The 17,974-nt window shown below is 37.0% G+C and carries 18 protein-coding genes; 13 read left to right on the top strand and 5 right to left on the bottom strand.

Features of this window, described 5'->3' with window-relative positions; genetic code table 11:
* Positions 1–2: 2 nt before the first annotated feature.
* Positions 3–1,472: a DUF5687 family protein gene (locus C8J95_RS01435; RefSeq protein ID WP_107807301.1), complete on the top strand. Its 1,470-nt coding sequence runs from the start codon at positions 3–5 to the stop codon at positions 1,470–1,472.
* 53 nt (positions 1,473–1,525) lie between these two features.
* A complete protein-coding gene (locus tag C8J95_RS01430) occupies positions 1,526–2,233 on the top strand; it encodes an ABC transporter ATP-binding protein (protein WP_107807300.1) in 708 nt (235 codons plus the stop codon).
* A gap of 99 nt (positions 2,234–2,332) precedes the next feature.
* On the opposite strand, the gene C8J95_RS01425 is transcribed toward C8J95_RS01430, so the two are convergent.
* Positions 2,333–3,199 (bottom strand): AadS family aminoglycoside 6-adenylyltransferase, encoded by an 867-nt coding sequence (locus tag C8J95_RS01425; RefSeq protein WP_107807299.1) that lies wholly within the window; start codon positions 3,197–3,199, stop codon positions 2,333–2,335.
* Between the two features lie 30 nt (positions 3,200–3,229).
* Entirely contained in the window at positions 3,230–4,624 is a 1,395-nt protein-coding gene (gene fumC / locus C8J95_RS01420; RefSeq protein ID WP_107807298.1) for a class II fumarate hydratase, read from the bottom strand.
* Positions 4,625–4,786: 162 nt separating this feature from the next.
* Here fumC and C8J95_RS01415 point away from each other — a divergent pair, with 162 nt between their 5' ends.
* From C8J95_RS01415 to C8J95_RS18625, 5 genes are all read left to right on the top strand, one after another.
* Positions 4,787–6,394: a fumarate hydratase gene (locus tag C8J95_RS01415; protein WP_107807297.1), complete on the top strand. Its 1,608-nt coding sequence runs from the start codon at positions 4,787–4,789 to the stop codon at positions 6,392–6,394.
* 94 nt (positions 6,395–6,488) lie between these two features.
* A complete protein-coding gene (locus C8J95_RS01410) occupies positions 6,489–6,764 on the top strand; it encodes a hypothetical protein (protein WP_107807296.1) in 276 nt (91 codons plus the stop codon).
* A 137-nt stretch (positions 6,765–6,901) separates the two neighbouring features.
* Positions 6,902–7,987 carry a peptide chain release factor 1 gene (gene prfA / locus C8J95_RS01405; protein ID WP_107807295.1) on the top strand — a complete coding sequence of 362 codons (1,086 nt, stop codon included), beginning with the start codon at positions 6,902–6,904 and terminating at the stop codon, positions 7,985–7,987.
* 142 nt (positions 7,988–8,129) lie between these two features.
* Positions 8,130–8,288: a hypothetical protein gene (locus C8J95_RS18630; protein ID WP_158267935.1), complete on the top strand. Its 159-nt coding sequence runs from the start codon at positions 8,130–8,132 to the stop codon at positions 8,286–8,288.
* Positions 8,289–8,407: 119 nt separating this feature from the next.
* Positions 8,408–8,575, top strand: a complete 168-nt coding sequence (locus C8J95_RS18625) for a hypothetical protein (protein ID WP_158267934.1) — start codon at positions 8,408–8,410, stop codon at positions 8,573–8,575.
* Positions 8,576–8,947: 372 nt separating this feature from the next.
* Here the strand turns inward: C8J95_RS18625 and C8J95_RS01400 are convergent, their stop codons facing one another.
* Positions 8,948–9,622: a hypothetical protein gene (locus C8J95_RS01400; protein ID WP_146165443.1), complete on the bottom strand. Its 675-nt coding sequence runs from the start codon at positions 9,620–9,622 to the stop codon at positions 8,948–8,950.
* A gap of 254 nt (positions 9,623–9,876) precedes the next feature.
* Between C8J95_RS01400 and scpA the strand changes: the two genes are divergently transcribed.
* The gene (scpA, locus tag C8J95_RS01395; protein WP_107807293.1) at positions 9,877–12,000 is read left to right on the top strand and encodes a methylmalonyl-CoA mutase; all 2,124 of its coding nucleotides are present in this window, start codon (positions 9,877–9,879) and stop codon (positions 11,998–12,000) included.
* Between the two features lie 263 nt (positions 12,001–12,263).
* Here scpA and C8J95_RS01385 read toward each other — a convergent pair whose 3' ends face one another.
* Entirely contained in the window at positions 12,264–12,566 is a 303-nt protein-coding gene (locus tag C8J95_RS01385; RefSeq protein WP_034871759.1) for a hypothetical protein, read from the bottom strand.
* Positions 12,567–13,099: 533 nt separating this feature from the next.
* Here C8J95_RS01385 and C8J95_RS01380 point away from each other — a divergent pair.
* The 5 genes from C8J95_RS01380 (at position 13,100) to meaB (ending at position 17,369) form a co-directional block, all read left to right on the top strand.
* On the top strand, positions 13,100–14,491 hold the full coding sequence (locus C8J95_RS01380) for an RtcB family protein (protein WP_107807587.1): 1,392 nt from the start codon (positions 13,100–13,102) through the stop codon (positions 14,489–14,491).
* A gap of 27 nt (positions 14,492–14,518) precedes the next feature.
* A complete protein-coding gene (locus C8J95_RS01375; RefSeq protein ID WP_107807291.1) occupies positions 14,519–15,112 on the top strand; it encodes a hypothetical protein in 594 nt (197 codons plus the stop codon).
* Positions 15,091–15,789 (top strand): peptide chain release factor H, encoded by a 699-nt coding sequence (gene prfH / locus C8J95_RS01370; RefSeq protein WP_107807290.1) that lies wholly within the window; start codon positions 15,091–15,093, stop codon positions 15,787–15,789. The genes C8J95_RS01375 and prfH overlap by 22 nt, the downstream gene beginning before the upstream one ends.
* Positions 15,776–16,276 carry a hypothetical protein gene (locus tag C8J95_RS01365; protein ID WP_059325685.1) on the top strand — a complete coding sequence of 167 codons (501 nt, stop codon included), beginning with the start codon at positions 15,776–15,778 and terminating at the stop codon, positions 16,274–16,276. The genes prfH and C8J95_RS01365 overlap by 14 nt, the downstream gene beginning before the upstream one ends.
* A gap of 106 nt (positions 16,277–16,382) precedes the next feature.
* Positions 16,383–17,369, top strand: a complete 987-nt coding sequence (gene meaB / locus C8J95_RS01360; protein WP_107807289.1) for a methylmalonyl Co-A mutase-associated GTPase MeaB — start codon at positions 16,383–16,385, stop codon at positions 17,367–17,369.
* 1 nt (position 17,370) lies between these two features.
* Here the strand turns inward: meaB and C8J95_RS01355 are convergent, their stop codons facing one another.
* Positions 17,371–17,919 carry a DUF4251 domain-containing protein gene (locus tag C8J95_RS01355; RefSeq protein WP_059156033.1) on the bottom strand — a complete coding sequence of 183 codons (549 nt, stop codon included), beginning with the start codon at positions 17,917–17,919 and terminating at the stop codon, positions 17,371–17,373.
* Between the last annotated feature and the right edge of the window lie 55 nt (positions 17,920–17,974).

Raw genomic sequence — 17,974 nt, 5'->3', positions numbered from 1 at the left:
ACATGTTTGCAAAACTAATTCGTCTGGAGTTTAAAAGTTTTTTCAGAAGTCCGCAGTTAGGAGCTGGTATCCTGATGAAGATTGGTATGTTCTTCATCTTCGCCTATATGGCATTAATATTCTTCGGAGGTGCATTTGCCTTATTTTTTGGTGCGAGGAAAGAGGGAGTCAATCCATTAATCCTTTTCAGCAGATTTTTTCTCGTATACTGGGTACTGGATCTGTTGCTTAAATATTTTATGCAACAGTTGCCGGCCAATAATATAAAGCCATTACTTACCCTTAATATTCCCAAGAATAAAATTACAAGCTACACTCTGGTAAAGATCCTGTTGTCATTCTTTACGTGGGTGTTTTTGTTGTTTATGCTTCCGTTTACAGTATTGCTGTTAGTGGATGGAGGTTTTAGTGTATTATCGGTACTGGCTATATTTATTTCTGTGGTGGCACTTATCTTTTCCAATGCCTTCATCAATACCTTTATCAATAAGAATAATACATTACTATATACCATTTTTGCGGTTATTATCATATTAGGCGGATTACATTATTTTAAGATTATTGATATACTGAATATTTCCGAAACACTAATCTATTCCATATATCAGAAATGGTGGCTATTTCTTATTCCGTTAATTCTGGTTCTGGCTTTGGGTAAAATGGCTTTCAGTTTTATTAAGCAAAACCTTTACCTGGACAAGGGTCTGGAAATGAAAAAAACTGTCGGAAAAACAGAGAATATTGAATACCTAAACCGCTTTGGTGCTATCGGAACTTTCATTAATAATGATATTAAACTTATTAAAAGAAGCAAAGCCGCCAGAAGTGCACTGATTGGTGGTTTTCTGTTTTTATTTTACGGATTGCTTATTTTTAATAAAGGCTATTCCCATAGCTTTATGCAGGTATTTCTGGGAATTTTTGTTACCGGTGGGTTCAATTTAATGTTCGGGCAAAGAGTTCCGGCATGGGATAGTTCCTACTATCCACTGATGATGACACAGAATGTTCCGTATAAAGAGTATCTGAAGGCTAAATGGTGGCTTTTCGTTATCGTTACAGCTGTTTCTATGGTATTGGCTACATTCTACGTTTTCTTCACAAGCTGGGAATTCTATTTCACCATCTTTGCGGCGGGTCTGTATAATCTGGGGGTTAACTCTTATCTTACTTTATTAGCAGGAGCTTATAATAAAAAACCGATTGATCTGAATTCAGCTTCAAAAGGATTCACAGCAGGGCAAAATAATTTCAATGTCAAGATACTGATCATTATTATTCCGCAGATGCTGGTTCCAATGGCTGTATTTGGGATTGTAAAATACTTTGCCGGAATGTACGCAGCAGTAATTAGTTTGGGTATCCTTGGGCTTATTGGATTCCTTTTAAGAGATAAGATTTTCGATCAGATAGTGAAAATCTATAGATCCGAAAAGTATTCTACGCTCGCAGCTTTCAAAAAAGTAGACTAACAACATTATACAGTTTAACGAGTAACTATAAATTAATATCCAAATTCAATAAAATGATTTCAATTCAAAATATATCAAAAGTTTACGGTGCCAATAAAGTTTTAAATATTCATGAACTTAGTATTCCCAAAGGTGAGACATTCGGGCTGGTAGGAAATAACGGTGCCGGGAAAACGACTTTATTCAGTGTACTATTAGATCTTATAGCGCCTTCATCGGGGTTTATTAGTATTGATAACATTAAAGTTAACGAATCTGAAGCCTGGAAAACAAAACTTAGTGCCTTTATAGATGAGAGCTTTCTTATTGGTTACCTTACACCAGAAGAGTACTTCTATTTTCTGGGTGAACTGAGAGGGCAGAACAGAGCTAGTGTAGATGAATTTCTGAAGCAATTTTCGGATTTGTTTAATGGAGAGATTCTGAATGCAGGAAAATATATCCGAGACCTTTCTAAAGGAAATATGAAGAAGGTCGGTATTGTAGGCGCATTGATAGGTAATCCGAAAATCATTGTCCTGGACGAGCCTTTTGCTAATCTGGACCCTTCTACACAGATTAAACTGAAAAACCTGATTAGAAACTGGTCGCAGGATGCTAATGTTACATTTCTTATCTCCAGCCACGACCTTTCCCATACAACGGAGGTTTGCAACAGAATTGTGATTCTGAATAAAGGTGAAGTAGTAAGAGATATACAAACCAATCCGGAGACACTGCAGGATCTGGAGAAATATTTTGCAGATCAGATTATATCGTAAAAATTTAGAAAATAACATAGACGTAAAAGTGGCCTCAATAACTTTGAGGCCGCTTTTTATTATTGCTTCGTACCTTTTAGATGTAATCAAAAAGGTAAGTTAAACATTGGGTTTATATACTGTTTCCAGATAGGTTCTGATATTATTCTCCATCTCCGAAGGATATGGATAGTTGAGCTCTTCCGCTAAATTTCGCCCAAGTTCTCCTACTATATCAGTCATGTTAAAAAGAGCCTTCCAGTTTTCTTCAATATTGCTTCCGGAAAAGGTTTGTTCAGTTTTAGACCAGAGATCCTGTGATAGATATTTTTTGAAAAGCCTTCCATGTTTATTGGTTGTAATATCCCAATTGTGCTGATTGGCAATATGCCATTCCAACAGTGGTACCAGATATTCCGTTCTGAGGATATTTTCCGATACGAATTTAGCATAGAAAATATCTCCGCGCGCCAGACATTTTGCAACATAGGTACAGTCCCACCAAAAATCTGTGAATAGTTTTGTAAAATCTTTTTCATCTGGTTTTTTGATAATTGAAACCTGATGTGTCGGAGGTTTCATATTCTGGGTAATACCATCCTTATCCAGCAATATTTTATATCCTATATCCCAGTCTTCGGGGAGCTCTTCATGTTGAATTTCCTGTAGAAAAGAAGATTTACGATAAAGCTTGAAATCCACCTTTACAGTGTCTTCATACAAAACCATTTTCATGGCATGTACTCCGCTAAAGCAGCTTTCATCCTCTTCGATCATAGAAATTGGCTGGCCAAAAAGATTCAGCCATTTATGATCTGAGATATAAGCTTGGTTATCTTCAAATATAAGTTCTACATCCAGATCACTGAAATCGTCGACCGGAGCTAAAGGATTTACAAGAGAACTGGTCAGTATAACCGCCCTGATATCTTCGTTTCCGTTAGCCCAGTCTATTATTTCCCGGAGCTTTTCATCCCGAATTTTCATGAGTCTATTGAATGATAAAACAAATTAACCTTATTTCAAGCTGCCCACCATATCCTCTGGTTTCACCCATTCATCGAATTGTTCAGCTGTTACAAGTCCCAGATTGATAGCTTCCTCTTTCAGTGTTGTACCATTTTTGTGAGCTGTTTTAGCAATTTTAGCAGCATTTTCGTAACCAATATGTGTATTCAGTGCTGTAACCAACATCAGTGATTTGTCAACCAGCTCTTTTATTCTTGGTTCATTAGGTTCTATTCCTACTGCACAGTGGTCGTTGAAAGAAATACAGGCATCAGCAATAAGCTGTGCAGACTGTAGGAAGTTATAGGCCATTACTGGTTTGAAAACATTCAGCTCGTAATTTCCCTGAGTGCCGGCAAATGAAATAGTTGTGTCATTTCCTAAGACCTGTGCACAAACCATGGTCATAGCTTCATTTTGTGTTGGGTTTACTTTTCCAGGCATAATAGAAGATCCTGGTTCGTTTTCCGGAATATGAATTTCACCGATTCCGGAGCGTGGGCCGGAAGCCAGCATACGGATATCCTGTGCTATTTTGAATAAAGAAACAGCAAGTTGTTTTAGTGCACCGTGTGATTCAACAATAGCATCATGAGCTGCAAGAGCTTCAAATTTATTTTCCGCAGTTATAAAAGGCAGTCCGGTAAATTTAGCAATGTATTCTGCTACTTTTACATCGTAACCCTGAGGTGTGTTTAGTCCTGTTCCCACAGCTGTTCCACCTAGGGCCAACTCTGCTAGATGCGGTAATGTATTTTTTAATGCTTTCAAGCCAAATTCCAGTTGAGCTACATAACCGGAAAATTCCTGCCCCAGCGTAAGTGGGGTAGCATCCATTAGGTGTGTTCTCCCGATCTTTACGATGTTTTTAAAAGCTTCTGACTTTTCTTTTAGTGTATTCTTTAGTGTTTCAACAGCCGGGATAGTATGTTCTACAACCTTTTTGTAGGCCGCAATATGCATAGCTGTAGGATAGGTGTCGTTAGAAGACTGAGACTTGTTTACATCATCATTTGGATGCACTTCAGATTTCTCACCCAATTGTCCACCATTATTTACATGCGCTTTGTTGGAAACAACCTCATTAACATTCATATTCGATTGGGTGCCCGATCCAGTTTGCCAAATCACAAGCGGAAACTGATCAAAAAGTTTTCCTTCAAGTATTTCGTCACAAACCTGAGAAATCATATCCCGTTTATCGGAAGGAAGGACTCTTAGATCTGTATTTGCATAGGCTGCAGCCTTCTTCAGGTAAGCAAATGCTTCTATAATTTCGTGTGGCATGGAAGCCTCTGGTCCAATTTTAAAATTATTACGGGAACGCTCTGTTTGTGCTCCCCAGAATTTATCAGCGGGTACCTTTACCTCGCCCATTGTGTCGTGTTCGGTTCTGTAAATCATTGTGATCTAATTTTTTATAAAGTTAAGCAAAGAGTAGTTTTTATGCAATTTATAACCATTATAAATATCGATGAAATCGAGTGATTTTACTCATGTTGGAGATAGTACAGCATTCATTATTCTTATTTTTACGACTCTAATTTTTCAGAAAAATAATTAAAAATGGAATTTCAGTATCAGGAACCATTTCCTATTCTAAAAGACGACACACAATACAAAAAATTGACTTCCGACTATGTAAAGGTTGAAAAGCTAGGTGAAAGAGAAATTGTAACTGTTGATCCTAAAGGACTAGAACTTTTAGCAGAAGAAGCATTAAAGGATGTTTCATTCATGCTTCGTTCAACTCATTTACAGAAGCTTAAAAATATTATCGACGATCCTGAAGCGACAGACAATGACCGTTTCGTAGCTTATAACCTATTACAGAATGCATCTGTAGCGGTAAAAGGAGCTCTTCCTTCTTGTCAGGATACCGGAACAGCAATATGTGTTGCCAAGAAAGGAGAGAACGTTTATACAGGAGCAAATGATGCTGAGTGGATTTCCAAAGGAATTTATAATACTTACCAAAATCAGAATCTTAGATATTCTCAGGTAGTTCCGTTAACGATGTTCGACGAAAAGAATTCAGGATCTAACCTTCCGGCACAGATTGATATTTATGCAGAGGAAGGAGATGCCTATAAATTCTTATTTCTTGCAAAAGGTGGCGGATCTGCAAATAAAACTTTCCTTTACCAGAAGACGAAATCACTATTGAATGATAAATCTCTGGAGGAGTTTGTTAAAGAAAGAATCATGGATCTTGGTACAGCAGCATGTCCACCGTATCACTTGGCTTTAGTAATCGGAGGTACTTCTGCAGAAGCTAACCTTGCAGCAGTGAAGAAAGCAAGTGCAGGATATTATGATAACCTTCCGACTGAAGGAAATATTGGTGGTCAGGCATTCCGTGATTTGGAATGGGAGAAGAGAGTACAAAAGATTTGTCAGGAAAGTGCTATCGGAGCACAGTTTGGTGGTAAATACCTTACACACGATGTACGTGTGATTCGTTTACCTCGTCATGCAGCTTCTTGTCCTGTTGGTATGGGCGTTTCTTGTTCTGCTGACAGAAACATCAAAGGAAAAATCACTAAAGACGGGATTTTCCTTGAGCAATTAGAAGTAAACCCTGAAAAATTTTTACCAGAAACAGCACCGCATCTGGAAGAACCTGTAACGATTAATCTGAACAGGCCAATGAATGAAGTATTGGTTGAGTTATCGAAATATCCAATTAAAACTAGATTAAAACTTAATGGTACTTTAATCGTAGCAAGAGACATTGCTCATGCTAAGATTAAAGAATTATTAGATAGTGGAAAACCAATGCCGGAATATTTCAAAAATCATCCGATCTATTATGCCGGACCTGCAAAAACTCCTCAAGGAATGGCTTCAGGAAGCTTTGGCCCTACAACAGCAGGAAGGATGGATGTTTATGTAGACGAGTTCCAAGCGAATGGTGGAAGTATGGTAATGCTGGCAAAAGGAAACAGGAGTAAAGATGTAACAGATGCATGTGCAAAACATGGAGGTTTCTATCTTGGTTCTATCGGTGGTCCCGCAGCAGTTCTTGCTAAAGAAAACATTAAATCTGTTGAAGTTGTAGACTTCGAAGAGTTGGGAATGGAGGCTGTAAGAAAGATTGAAGTAGTAGATTTCCCTGCATTCATCATTACCGATGATAAAGGAAATGATTTCTTTGCAAATCTAGCCCACTAGTCTATATAAAATGAGTATAAATTAAAAATAGACGTTTAAATCCTTTGCTAAAAAGTAAAAAAAGTCTATTTTTGCCCTATAAAATATTTAAGAAATGATTTTATCATCTTTTTATCCATTCTATCAGTTCCTTTGGACAGTGTATTTCTTTGCAATGTTCTTGGCTGGTTTCTGGTGTATCTTTATGTTCGCAACATACATTGTTCCACTTTGGTTAACAGAAGGTTTGTTAGAATACTTCGGAAAAAAGAACAAAAACTTTGATCCTGAAGAAATAAGATACAAAAAGCTATATGAGCAGGAAGGTGTTGAGGTAATCTACCAAAGACCTGCAGGTGAGCGCCCGGCGCATGGTCACCACGCACACTAGTTTAAAGCAAAACTATATAAAGAAAATCCGTTTCTCTTCTGAGGAACGGATTTTTGTTTTTTCGGTGTTCAAATCCCCTGTTTTTACTTTTTTCTTGTCTCCTGAAAATCCGTATCTTTGCAGCCTAAAATTCTATTATGTCAAAGAGTTTAATTCCGAAGCTGGAAGCTATAAAACAAAGATATAACGAAGTCGCTGATTTGATCATTCAGCCGGATGTTATCTCAGATCAGAAAAGATATTCTTCTTTAAACAAAGAATACAGTGATCTGGGGAAAATCGTTAAGGTTTATGATCAGTACAAATCGGCTTTAGATACGATAAAAGAGTCCGACGAAATTATTGCTGACGGATCAGATAAAGATTTGTCTGACTTAGCTAAAATGGAGAAACTGGAAGCTCAGGAAAAAATTCCGGGTTTTGAAGAAGAACTGAAAGTATTATTAATCCCGAAAGATCCTGCGGATGATAAAAATATCATCGTAGAATTACGTGCAGGTACAGGTGGGGACGAGGCTGCTATTTTTGTGGAAGATATCTACAGAATGTATTCTATGTACTTTAAAACTAAGGGCTGGAGACATGAGGTAACCGATTCTAACGAAGCTACCAAAGGCTACAAGGAATTGATTATGAAAGTTGAAGGAGAAGGAGTTTATGGTATTATGAAGTTTGAATCCGGAGTTCACCGTGTACAACGTGTACCGGAAACCGAATCTCAGGGACGTGTTCATACCTCTGCTATTACCATTGCAGTCCTTCCGGAAGCTGAAGAAGTAGATGTGGAAATTAATCCTGCGGATATTGAAATGCAGACTTCCCGTTCAGGAGGTGCCGGTGGACAGAACGTTAACAAGGTAGAAACAAAAGTACAGTTAACACACAAGCCATCAGGAATAGTAGTAGTTTGTCAGCAGGCACGTTCCCAGTTGGCTAACCGTGAATTGGCAATGGAAATGCTTCGTGCGAAACTATACGATATCAAACTTCAGGAAGTGATAGGTGATATTGCTGCACAGCGTAAAACAATGGTATCTACAGGAGACCGTTCCGCTAAGATTAAAACTTACAACTATCCTCAGGGTAGGGTTACAGACCACCGTATTAATAAATCTATCTATAACCTTGATGCTTATATGAATGGAGATATTGGTGAGATGATTGATGCTGTGATCATGGCTGAAAATGCTGAAAAAATGAAAGGAGAAGAAGAAGGCTTCTAAAAATATACTTTTCAAATAAAAATTAAACGGGTTATATAACCCGTTTTTTTATTTTCAATATGTAAAAAAGGTTATTTAATACAGTATTTTGTTTATTGAAAGAAAACTTGTATCTATGTAGTTCACCAATAAATGATTTATTATGAAAAAAATTAACCGAAAAGAGTTGAGTAGTATTGTTGGCGGGGACGTTAATGATCAACAAGGACATTGTCTTATTGATGGGAAGCTACGCCCTTGGCCATGTAACAGAAGATGTCCAAACGGATTAATTCCGTTGTGCCCTGCTCCTGAGGAATAGAAATTTAAACGGACTGTAAAGTCCGTTTTTTTATTCAATATTTACAAATCATAATAGGTTTATATTTATTAATTGGAGAAAATATTGTATCTATGTAGTTCACCAATAAATGACATATCATGAAAAAAATTGACAGAAAAAAATTAAGCAGTATCCAGGGAGGAAACGATGTAGGAGGAGGACAGGCATACTGTCTTATCAATGGAAAACTACGTGCCTGGGGAGGAGGTTGCGATAGCAAATGTCCTGATGGAATGACTCCTTTTTGTGATGTTAGTAGAAACTAATTGAAAAATTTAAACGGACTTTATGGTCCGTTTTTTTGTACAATATCTGCAATATTAAAAGTTTTTGTATGTTAAAGTATTTTATTAATTGGGGGAAATATTGTATCTATGTAAATCACCAAATAAAGATTTAATATGAAAAAAATTACTAGAAAAAACTTAAATAGTATCGTTGGTGGAGATCTTAATGATCAACAAGGATATTGCCGTATTAATGGGAAAATGCAACCTTGGCCATGTAATCAGAGATGTCCAAATGGATTAATTCCATTGTGTCCTCCTATCGAGGAATAAGAAATTTAAACGGACTTTTAAGTCCGTTTTTTTTTTGTGATATATTGAACGTCAATGATAGACTTTAAATAATCTTTATTATTCTAATAACTCTATGTTTAAGCTTGATTCGGCGGTGGATTGCCCAGTAATATTATAAGTTTTTTCTTGCTGGTTTCCTGTATATACAAAAGAAGAGCTTTCAGAAATTACATATTTTTTATCAATATTATACCTCATAATACCACTTCCTTGGCCAGAAGTTTTTATTTTATTATTAGTGTTTGGTATAATCTTAATTTTTATATCAAATATTGCAATATTGTTTTCTACACTTTTTAGTGTGTAAGTATATTGAGCGGTAGATTTGTATTCGTTTGTTGATATCTCTTTTTTTATAGTAAACTGCTCTCCTATTTTAATTTGTGGAATAAAAGTTTCATTAGATATAAAGTTTTTGGGTAACGATTTTATGAATGCTTCTTGCTGAGCATTTCCTACGTTCAGAATAGAAGTAATAACATATTGCCCATTTTTAAATTCACCAGCTATAGGAAAATCAGATAGTGAAAGAGATTGATTATTCTTTTTTCCATCACTGTTTATATTCTGTTCTAGCTGATCGAACGTAAACTGGAAGGGTAAAGAACCATTCATCTTTTTTTGTGTTTTCATACTAATCGTTGCAGACAGGGAGTATTGAACTTTTCTATCCGAATTATAACCCGCTTTTTTCATAGCTGCCATTTCAGCTTCTGTTCCTCGTATTTTCATTGTCCCGTTGTTATCTATTTTAAATTTCATTTTAAAAAGAGAATTTTCCGGAAGTGAATATGAAAAATTAATTATTTCTGTTTGTTGGGAAAAGCATAATGTTATACCAATAGTCAGGTAAAATATAATTGTAAAAAGCTTATTCATAGTTTTTCATTTTTTTCGACGTAAAAATACTTTAAAATCTGATACGCAATATTGTTTTCTTATCTATTAAAATTCATATTTTTACCATTACCAATAGCTACATAGTAATGCGAAAACATATAACGACGCCGAAACCTGATTTTGATATTAAGCCTTCAGCATTTGAAAATTATAATTTTGAGAAGGACGGACTTCAGATGAAGACTTCGTATTCTGCAGACGATGCCCAGGCTTTGATTGATAAAGAATATTCGGCGGGGATAGTTCCTTATCTCAGAGGTCCATATACAACAATGTATGTTCAGAAACCATGGACAATCAGGCAATACGCAGGATTCTCTACTGCAGAAGAGTCCAATGCATTTTACCGCAGAAATTTAGCAGCAGGGCAAAAAGGCCTTTCTGTAGCATTTGATCTTGCAACGCACAGAGGATATGACTCGGATCATGCAAGAGTAGTTGGTGACGTTGGAAAAGCTGGAGTGGCGATAGATTCGGTAGAAGATATGAAGATCCTCTTCAATGAAATTCCACTGGATCAGATTTCCGTTTCCATGACTATGAATGGTGCTGTGCTGCCTATTTTAGCATTTTATATTGTTGCTGCAGAAGAGCAAGGGGTAAATCAGGAACTCCTCTCGGGAACCATCCAGAATGATATTCTGAAAGAATTTATGGTAAGGAATACCTATATCTATCCACCAGCACCATCTATGAAGATTATTGCCGATATATTCGAGTATACTTCACAAAATATCCCTAAGTTCAATTCTATTTCTATTTCAGGCTACCATATGCAGGAAGCTGGAGCTACACCTGTTCTGGAAATGGCTTATACGCTGGCTGACGGGTTAGAATATGTAAGAACCGGAATCCAGGCTGGAATGAATATCGATGATTTCGCACCACGCTTATCTTTCTTCTGGGCTATTGGTATGAATCATTTTATGGAGATTGCCAAAATGCGTGCGGCCAGATATATCTGGTCCGAATTGATTGCGCAGTTTAAACCTCAAAATTCAAAATCCCTTGCTCTAAGAACACATTCCCAAACTTCGGGATGGAGTTTAACAGAACAAGAGCCTTTTAATAATATTACCCGTACCGCTATCGAAGCTTTGTCCTCAGCATTAGGCGGAACACAATCTTTGCATACCAATGCACTGGATGAGGCCATTGCCTTGCCTACAGATTATTCTGCTAAAATTGCCAGAAATACACAGATTATATTGCAGCAGGAAAGCAAAATATGTGATGTTGTAGATCCGATGGGTGGAAGTTACCTTGTAGAAAGTCTTACCCAGCAGATGATTGATGAAGCTATGAAGTACATTGATGAGGTGGAGAAAGAAGGTGGGATGACTAAAGCTATTGAAGCCGGAATTCCAAAAATGAGAATTGAGGAAGCAGCGGCTAAAAAACAGGCAAAAATTGATAGCAGCGAAGAATTTATAATCGGAGTAAACAGCTTCAGAACTCAACAGAAGCAACCACAATTTGAAATTCTGGATATTGATAATTCATTGGTACGCCAAAAGCAGATTGAAAGACTGAATAGCATAAAATCAGGAAGAGATAATCAGGCTGTAGAACAGGTTCTCGATGAGATTAAAGAATGTGCAAAAACTGGTAAGGGAAATCTTTTAGCACTGAGTATAGAAGCTGCGAGAAGAAGAGCTACTTTAGGAGAAATTTCTGATGCTCTGGAAGGGGAATTCGGAAGATATAAAGCACAAATAAAAACCATTCAGGGAGTTTACGCTATGAATGCATCTAAAAATGAATACTTTGCTAAAGCTGTTGAGCTGACACAAAAGTTTGAAGAATACGAAGGACGCAGACCGCGTTTAATGGTTGTGAAAATGGGACAGGATGGCCACGACAGAGGTGCAAAAGTAGTAGCTACGGCTTTTGCAGATATGGGCTTTGATGTGGACGTTGCTCCGTTATTCCAGACACCGGAAGAAGTAGCTAAACAGGCAGTGGAAAACGATATTCATATTCTGGGTGTTTCCTCACTTGCTGCAGGGCACAAAACACTGGTTCCACAGGTAGTGGAAGAATTGAAAAAATTAGGTGCAGAAGATATTACCATTGTTGTAGGTGGCGTTATCCCACAACAGGATTATGAATTCTTATATGCAAACGGTGCCGATCATATATTTGGTCCGGGAACAAACCTGCCACAATGTGCATGTGAGATTCTGGAGAAACTGATTGCTGCGGAATAATTGATTACCTGGTATGAAAAAGAGATTTTTAATATTGATTTTGGTAAGTATACTCTGTTATATAGCCGGAGGTTATTTACAGAATATTTATGGATTAGATCTGCCCTATATCTTTTATTGGTCAGGATTTGTGTTGAGAATTTTAACAATACTTTTTGTAGTTACAACTCTTATTGTATACGGGATATCCTTTGTAAAGAATAGAAAGTAATATATCAAAATAAAAGAGCTGCTCTTATTTAGGGCAGCTCTTTTATTATTTTTTAGTTCTGTTTTTTTGCATTTGTACTTACATAAGCAAGAACCCAGTTTTTCTCTTCATCGGTTAGTTTTGCTTTTGGAGCCATCTGATCCATAATAGGCTTCCACTTTTCTGCTGTATGATCTTCCGGTTTTGGCAGATCATGACATTTACCACATCGGGTTTCAAAAAGATTTTTGGCAGCTGCAAATTGTTGTTCAGTCAGCTTGTAAACCGGCTTTCCGGTACTGGCGGTACCTTGTGTCCGAGTGCTGCATGAAAATATAAACAACATTAGTCCTCCTGCTATCAGTGTCTTTTTCATATCTTATTATTTATTAATTAGTTATTTAAATGTACAGGTTTTAGCCATAAAATCGCCTGAGAAAGGCTGTCTGACACGCATTTGTTATTTAGTCTGAATAAAAAAATAGGATGTATAGCAGCTGATAACAAAAAAATATACCGGTTTTTATAAAAATTAATATATTTGCAGCTCAAAATAAAGTTTAACCAATTAAAAACAACGAAGTAATGTTCAGATTTCAGAAAAACTCTTCAGCAGGATTGCCACCTATGGTGGTGAGGCTTCGTGGTTTGGTACATTCTTAGAATAACAGTACAATGAAATATCAAAACCCGAAGTCGTAGAGATTTCGGGTTTTTTATTGCGCAATATTTCAAACTTAGTTTCCCCGAATCTCTATTTCAAAATTAATTTTTATCACAAATTTTAGTGTGATAAACTTTTTCGACTATTTGTATAGTTGAGTAAAATAATGCGGCCTTAAAATTTGTGGACTGCATAGCCGATGCATTGCTTAAAGTATTTGCATCATGAATTTAAAGAATAATACAATGGGAAATTTAAAACTTAAAGGAAAAGATATATTAAAGATTGGCTATCCTAATAATCAGAGTGTTAATGTTGCTCTGGAAGTTATGAAAAGAAATTTTGCAACCAAAAATATTCATTATGTAAAATCTCTTTTAAAGGAAATTCTATTACATCCGGAAAACTATGAAAAAGACCTAAGTTTCGGACAAATAGCAGAAGCTTTATTATTATCTAAAAAAACTGAAAAACGAATGCTGAATAGCCGAAGAGCTGCGTTTCAGGTTTTCGGACACAATATTTCAGAGGAAGCAAAGAATCAGCTTTATACAGCACTAAAATTGCCAATATCGGTTCAGGGAGCATTAATGCCCGATGCACATAGTGGCTACGGTCTTCCGATCGGTGGTGTTCTGGGGGTAGAGAATGCTGTAATTCCATACGGTGTAGGGATGGATATTGGCTGCAGAATGAGTCTTAGCATCCTGGATACACCAGTTTCATATCTGGACGGGGCAAGAGATAAATATGAAAAGGCATTGGCCGAACATACCAAATTCGGGATGTACGAAACTCATAAGTCTCATATTGAACATGAGATCTTCGAAAGAGATACTTTCGGAATGATTCCGGTGTTGCGAAGACTGAAAGCAAAGGCTATTAAACAGATGGGAACATCCGGAGGAGGGAACCATTTCGTAGAATTTGGTGAAGTGGAAATCACGGAAGAAGATAACCAAATCGGCCTTCCAAAAGGAAAATATTTGGGGATTTTGTCTCACAGCGGCTCCCGTGGTCTGGGTGCGGAAATTGCTCAGTATTACTCAAGAGTCGCTGTAGAGCAATGTCCGCTGCCTAAGGAAGCACAACAGTTTGCATGGCTAGATCTCAGTACTCATATGGGCCTAGAATACTGGACCGCAATGAGTCTGGCCGGAGATTATGCTTCAGCCTGTCACGATGATATTCACCGCAGATTGGTTAAAGCTGTAGGAGGAAGAGTGAAAGCTAAAATAGAAAATCATCACAACTTTGCCTGGAAAGAAATCCATAACGGAAAAGAGGTGATTGTTCATCGTAAAGGAGCAACGCCGGCTAATGAAAATGAGCTGGGAATGATTCCGGGATCCATGACGGCGAAAGGGTTTATTGTCCGTGGAAAAGGCAATCCGGATTCATTGCATTCAGCTTCACATGGTGCCGGAAGAGCTCATTCCAGAGGAGCATGCAAAAGCCTTTTCACACAAAGTGATATCAGGAAAGAACTGAAATTGAAAAATGTGACACTAATGGGCGGGAATACTGAAGAGGCTCCAATGGCTTATAAAGATATTTATGAAGTAATGAATGCACAAAGTGAATTAGTTGATATTCTGGGGACATTTCAACCAAGAATTGTAAGAATGGACAAGTAGCCTTGTGTTAACAAAAAAAATAAAGAAATGAAAAAGAGATATAAACAACAATATTATGCCTACCACGAAGATTGTCTGGTTGTCTGCCCGTCTTGCGGAAAAGATGCGACAGTAAAAAGTAAATGTGGGTGTGATAAAAATGCAGTACTGGAATGTCAGCACTGTAATCTCAGAAAGAAGAAGGAAGATTTGGAGTTTTATAAAGCAATCGTAAAGCTCAATTGTCCTGCATGTGGACATTTTATTCACCATATACAAAGAGGATTGAAAACAAAACCAGAAAGCCTGCCTGTAAAGTGTGAAGCATGTGATTCTATATTTCAGATTCAGTCCAAAACAGAAAAATATGTACTGAACTATTCTACAAAAGAAGCAGGACTGATTCGTGATAAGGTGTTTGGATGCCCGTTTTATTTTCAGGAAGATTTCAAAGGAAATTTATTCTGGGCTAGAAATATGGAGCACCTTTTAGAAATGGAAAACTATATCTCTTCTGAGCTGAGAACCAGATTGCCATACAAAATGCGTATGGTTGAAAGATTGCCAACATTTATTAAAGAAGCGAAAAACAGAGACGCTATCTTAAAGATTTTACAAAAATGGAAAAACTCATACAAATAACCTCGGGAAGAGGACCTTTAGAATGCCAGTGGGTAGTCGCTAAAATTCTGAAGGTTTTTCTGGAGGAAGTGAAACAAGAAAAAATAGATTATAAAATTATTCATCGTGAAAACGGTGATGAAAACCTGACACTAAAATCCGTGACCCTGCTTTTAAAGGATAAAGAATTAACAACATTTCTGAAAAGCTGGTTAGGGAGTATTTGTTGGGTCGGAAAGAGTACATTCAGGAAGCTGCATAAAAGGAGTAACTGGTTTGTTGGAGTATTTGAAATTGAAGATGCAGAAGAATTTCATTTTGATGAAAAAGAAATTCAGTTTCAGACAACACGCAGTCAGGGAAGCGGAGGGCAGAATGTAAACAAAGTAAATACGGCAGTTCGGGCGACCCATATACCAACCGGAGAAAGTGTTTTTGTACAGGATTCCCGTTCACAGCTGGAGAATAAAAAACAATCAGTTACACGTTTAAAGGAAAAGGTTATGGCACAGCATATTTTGCAAATGCAGCGCAGAATGCAGGAGACCTGGAGCAATCATATGCAGGTGCAGCGTGGAAGTCCGATTCGTACTTATTCCGGAACAGATTTTAAAAAAAATCATCAGGATAAATCCTTTAAAAAACAAAGGCAATTCCTGAAAAGCGAGCTAAAAAAATACAGAAATGAACTTAACTAAAAACAAATATTATTTTGAAGCTTTAGACCATTATCCTTACAGTATACCGGATTGTGTAGAAGCTCTGAATTATGCTTTGTCTTATGATCCTCAGGATGCGGATAGCCTCTGCCTTATGGCCAGAGTGTATTCCGAAATACTGAAAGATTATAATACTGCGAAGGCATACTTTGAGGAAGCTATGAAAAATGATGTAACCAGTATCAGTATACCCCATTTTTATATTAAGTGTCTGCTGCATAATGAAGATTATGAGGAAGCCGAAAAGCTTATTGCTTATAGTCTTACTCTGAAAGGAATCAATAAAGCTGATATTCTCTTCTTAAGATCTATCTTGAAGGAACGAAAAGGGAAAATAAAAAAGGCGTTAAAGATACTATCAGAGGTCAGGGAACATAGCTTTGACGAAGGAATGGTACATCAGCTTGAAGACCGTAAAAAATTTCTTAAAGGGAAAATATCCCGAAAAAAGAAAAAGAAGGCCTGATAGGCTTTAAAACTGACCGGAAGATTTTCTTCCGGTTTCTTTTTATAGATAGGATTCTGTAAATTACTGTTTCTTTAGTATTTTTGTTGTTCAGACTGAATATAGTATGGCTAAAACGCTTTCTACAGAACAGCTTATTGACGGAATCAGAAGCAATAATACCCGATTGCTGGGAAAAGCTATTTCTCTTGTTGAAAGCAAAAAACCGGAACACCGTGTGCAAGCGGAAGAGCTTCTGAGACAGCTCATGCCTTTTACCGGAAAATCGGTAAGAGTAGGAATAACAGGAGTTCCGGGTGCCGGAAAATCTACTTTTATAGAAAGCTTCGGAAAACTGGCTATTGAAAAAGGAAATAAAGTTGCAGTATTGGCAATAGATCCTAGCAGTAGTCTGAATCATGGGAGTATCCTCGGGGATAAAACAAGAATGGAAGAGCTGGCTAAAGATCCAAATGCTTTTATCCGGCCCAGTCCTAGTGGTGGATTTCTTGGAGGAATAGCCAATACAACATTCGAGACAATGCTAATTTGTGAAGCTGCAGGATATGATTATATATTAATTGAGACTGTTGGTGTAGGGCAGAGTGAAGTAATGGTGGCGGATATTACAGATGTTTTTCTGTTCCTGAAAGTTTCCGGTACTGGAGATGAATTACAGGGAATAAAACGGGGCATAATGGAGATGGTGGATATTATCTTCATTAACAAAGCCGATGAAGATAATAACCCGGCAGTGAAGAACGCCAAACTTGAGTTGATGCGTGCACTACATTTTATAACACATAAGAATAAAGTCTGGAAAGTTCCGGTTATTTTAGGTTCTGCCTTAAAGAAGAAAGGACTGGAAGAGTGCTATGAAAGAATAGAAGATTATATTCTTCAGAAACATAAAGACAATACTTTTGAAGAAGAACGCCATCAGCAGGCTGAAAAGAGATTCGATTATTGGGTTAAAGAACTGATCCTGAGTAAAACAAGATCATCTAAAGAATTGGAAGATGCTTACAACGAACATAAAAAAAATGCTTCAGAGTTGGCGGTAAATCCTATCTCTGAAGCAAAAGATTTTGTTAAGAAGCTATTTAACGAGTAACTTATTTCTCAGCTTTTGTAGCTTTGATGTATCCGTCATAGCTAATAGGTTGTCTGTCGTTAGCATTTACAGACAAAAATGCTCTTCCGTTATTATAAACGTCTATATACAAAGTCTGAATATTTTGTACATCATTAACATTTATGGTATAAGATATTTTCTTCTTACTTTCTTTTTTAGCAATTGTAAACTTTTTAGAACTAAATTTCAGTCCGTTTCGGGAAGGATCCATACTCGGTGTGAAGATGCGGCCAAAATATGGCAGATCTACGCTCAGATCATTTGGTTGTATTTTAAAACCATAACCATAGCTGAGGTCAAACAATGTTGCAGCTGCACCAGCTGGTCTCATAGCACTCATTACATTATTAATGGTCGACTGATCCATTGGATAAGCTCTTGTCGCAATAAAGGTGTAGCTATCCTGATTAACTAATTTAGCAACTTCTTCGGATTTAGCAATATCTGTCGGCTTGTTGGATGCAGCACACGAGATTACAGAGGTAACGGTTAATGCTGCTAATAGATAGATGTATACTTGTTTTTTCATTTTTTTGGAATTTAAATGATCGTTGCTTTTATTAAAATACTAATTTTATACCAAA

Origin of the sequence: Elizabethkingia sp. YR214, assembly GCF_003058195.1 — a bacterium.
GTDB lineage: Bacteria > Bacteroidota > Bacteroidia > Flavobacteriales > Weeksellaceae > Elizabethkingia.
Note: the sequence above shows the minus strand (reverse complement) of the source record. Positions and strands in the feature narration are given on the sequence as shown.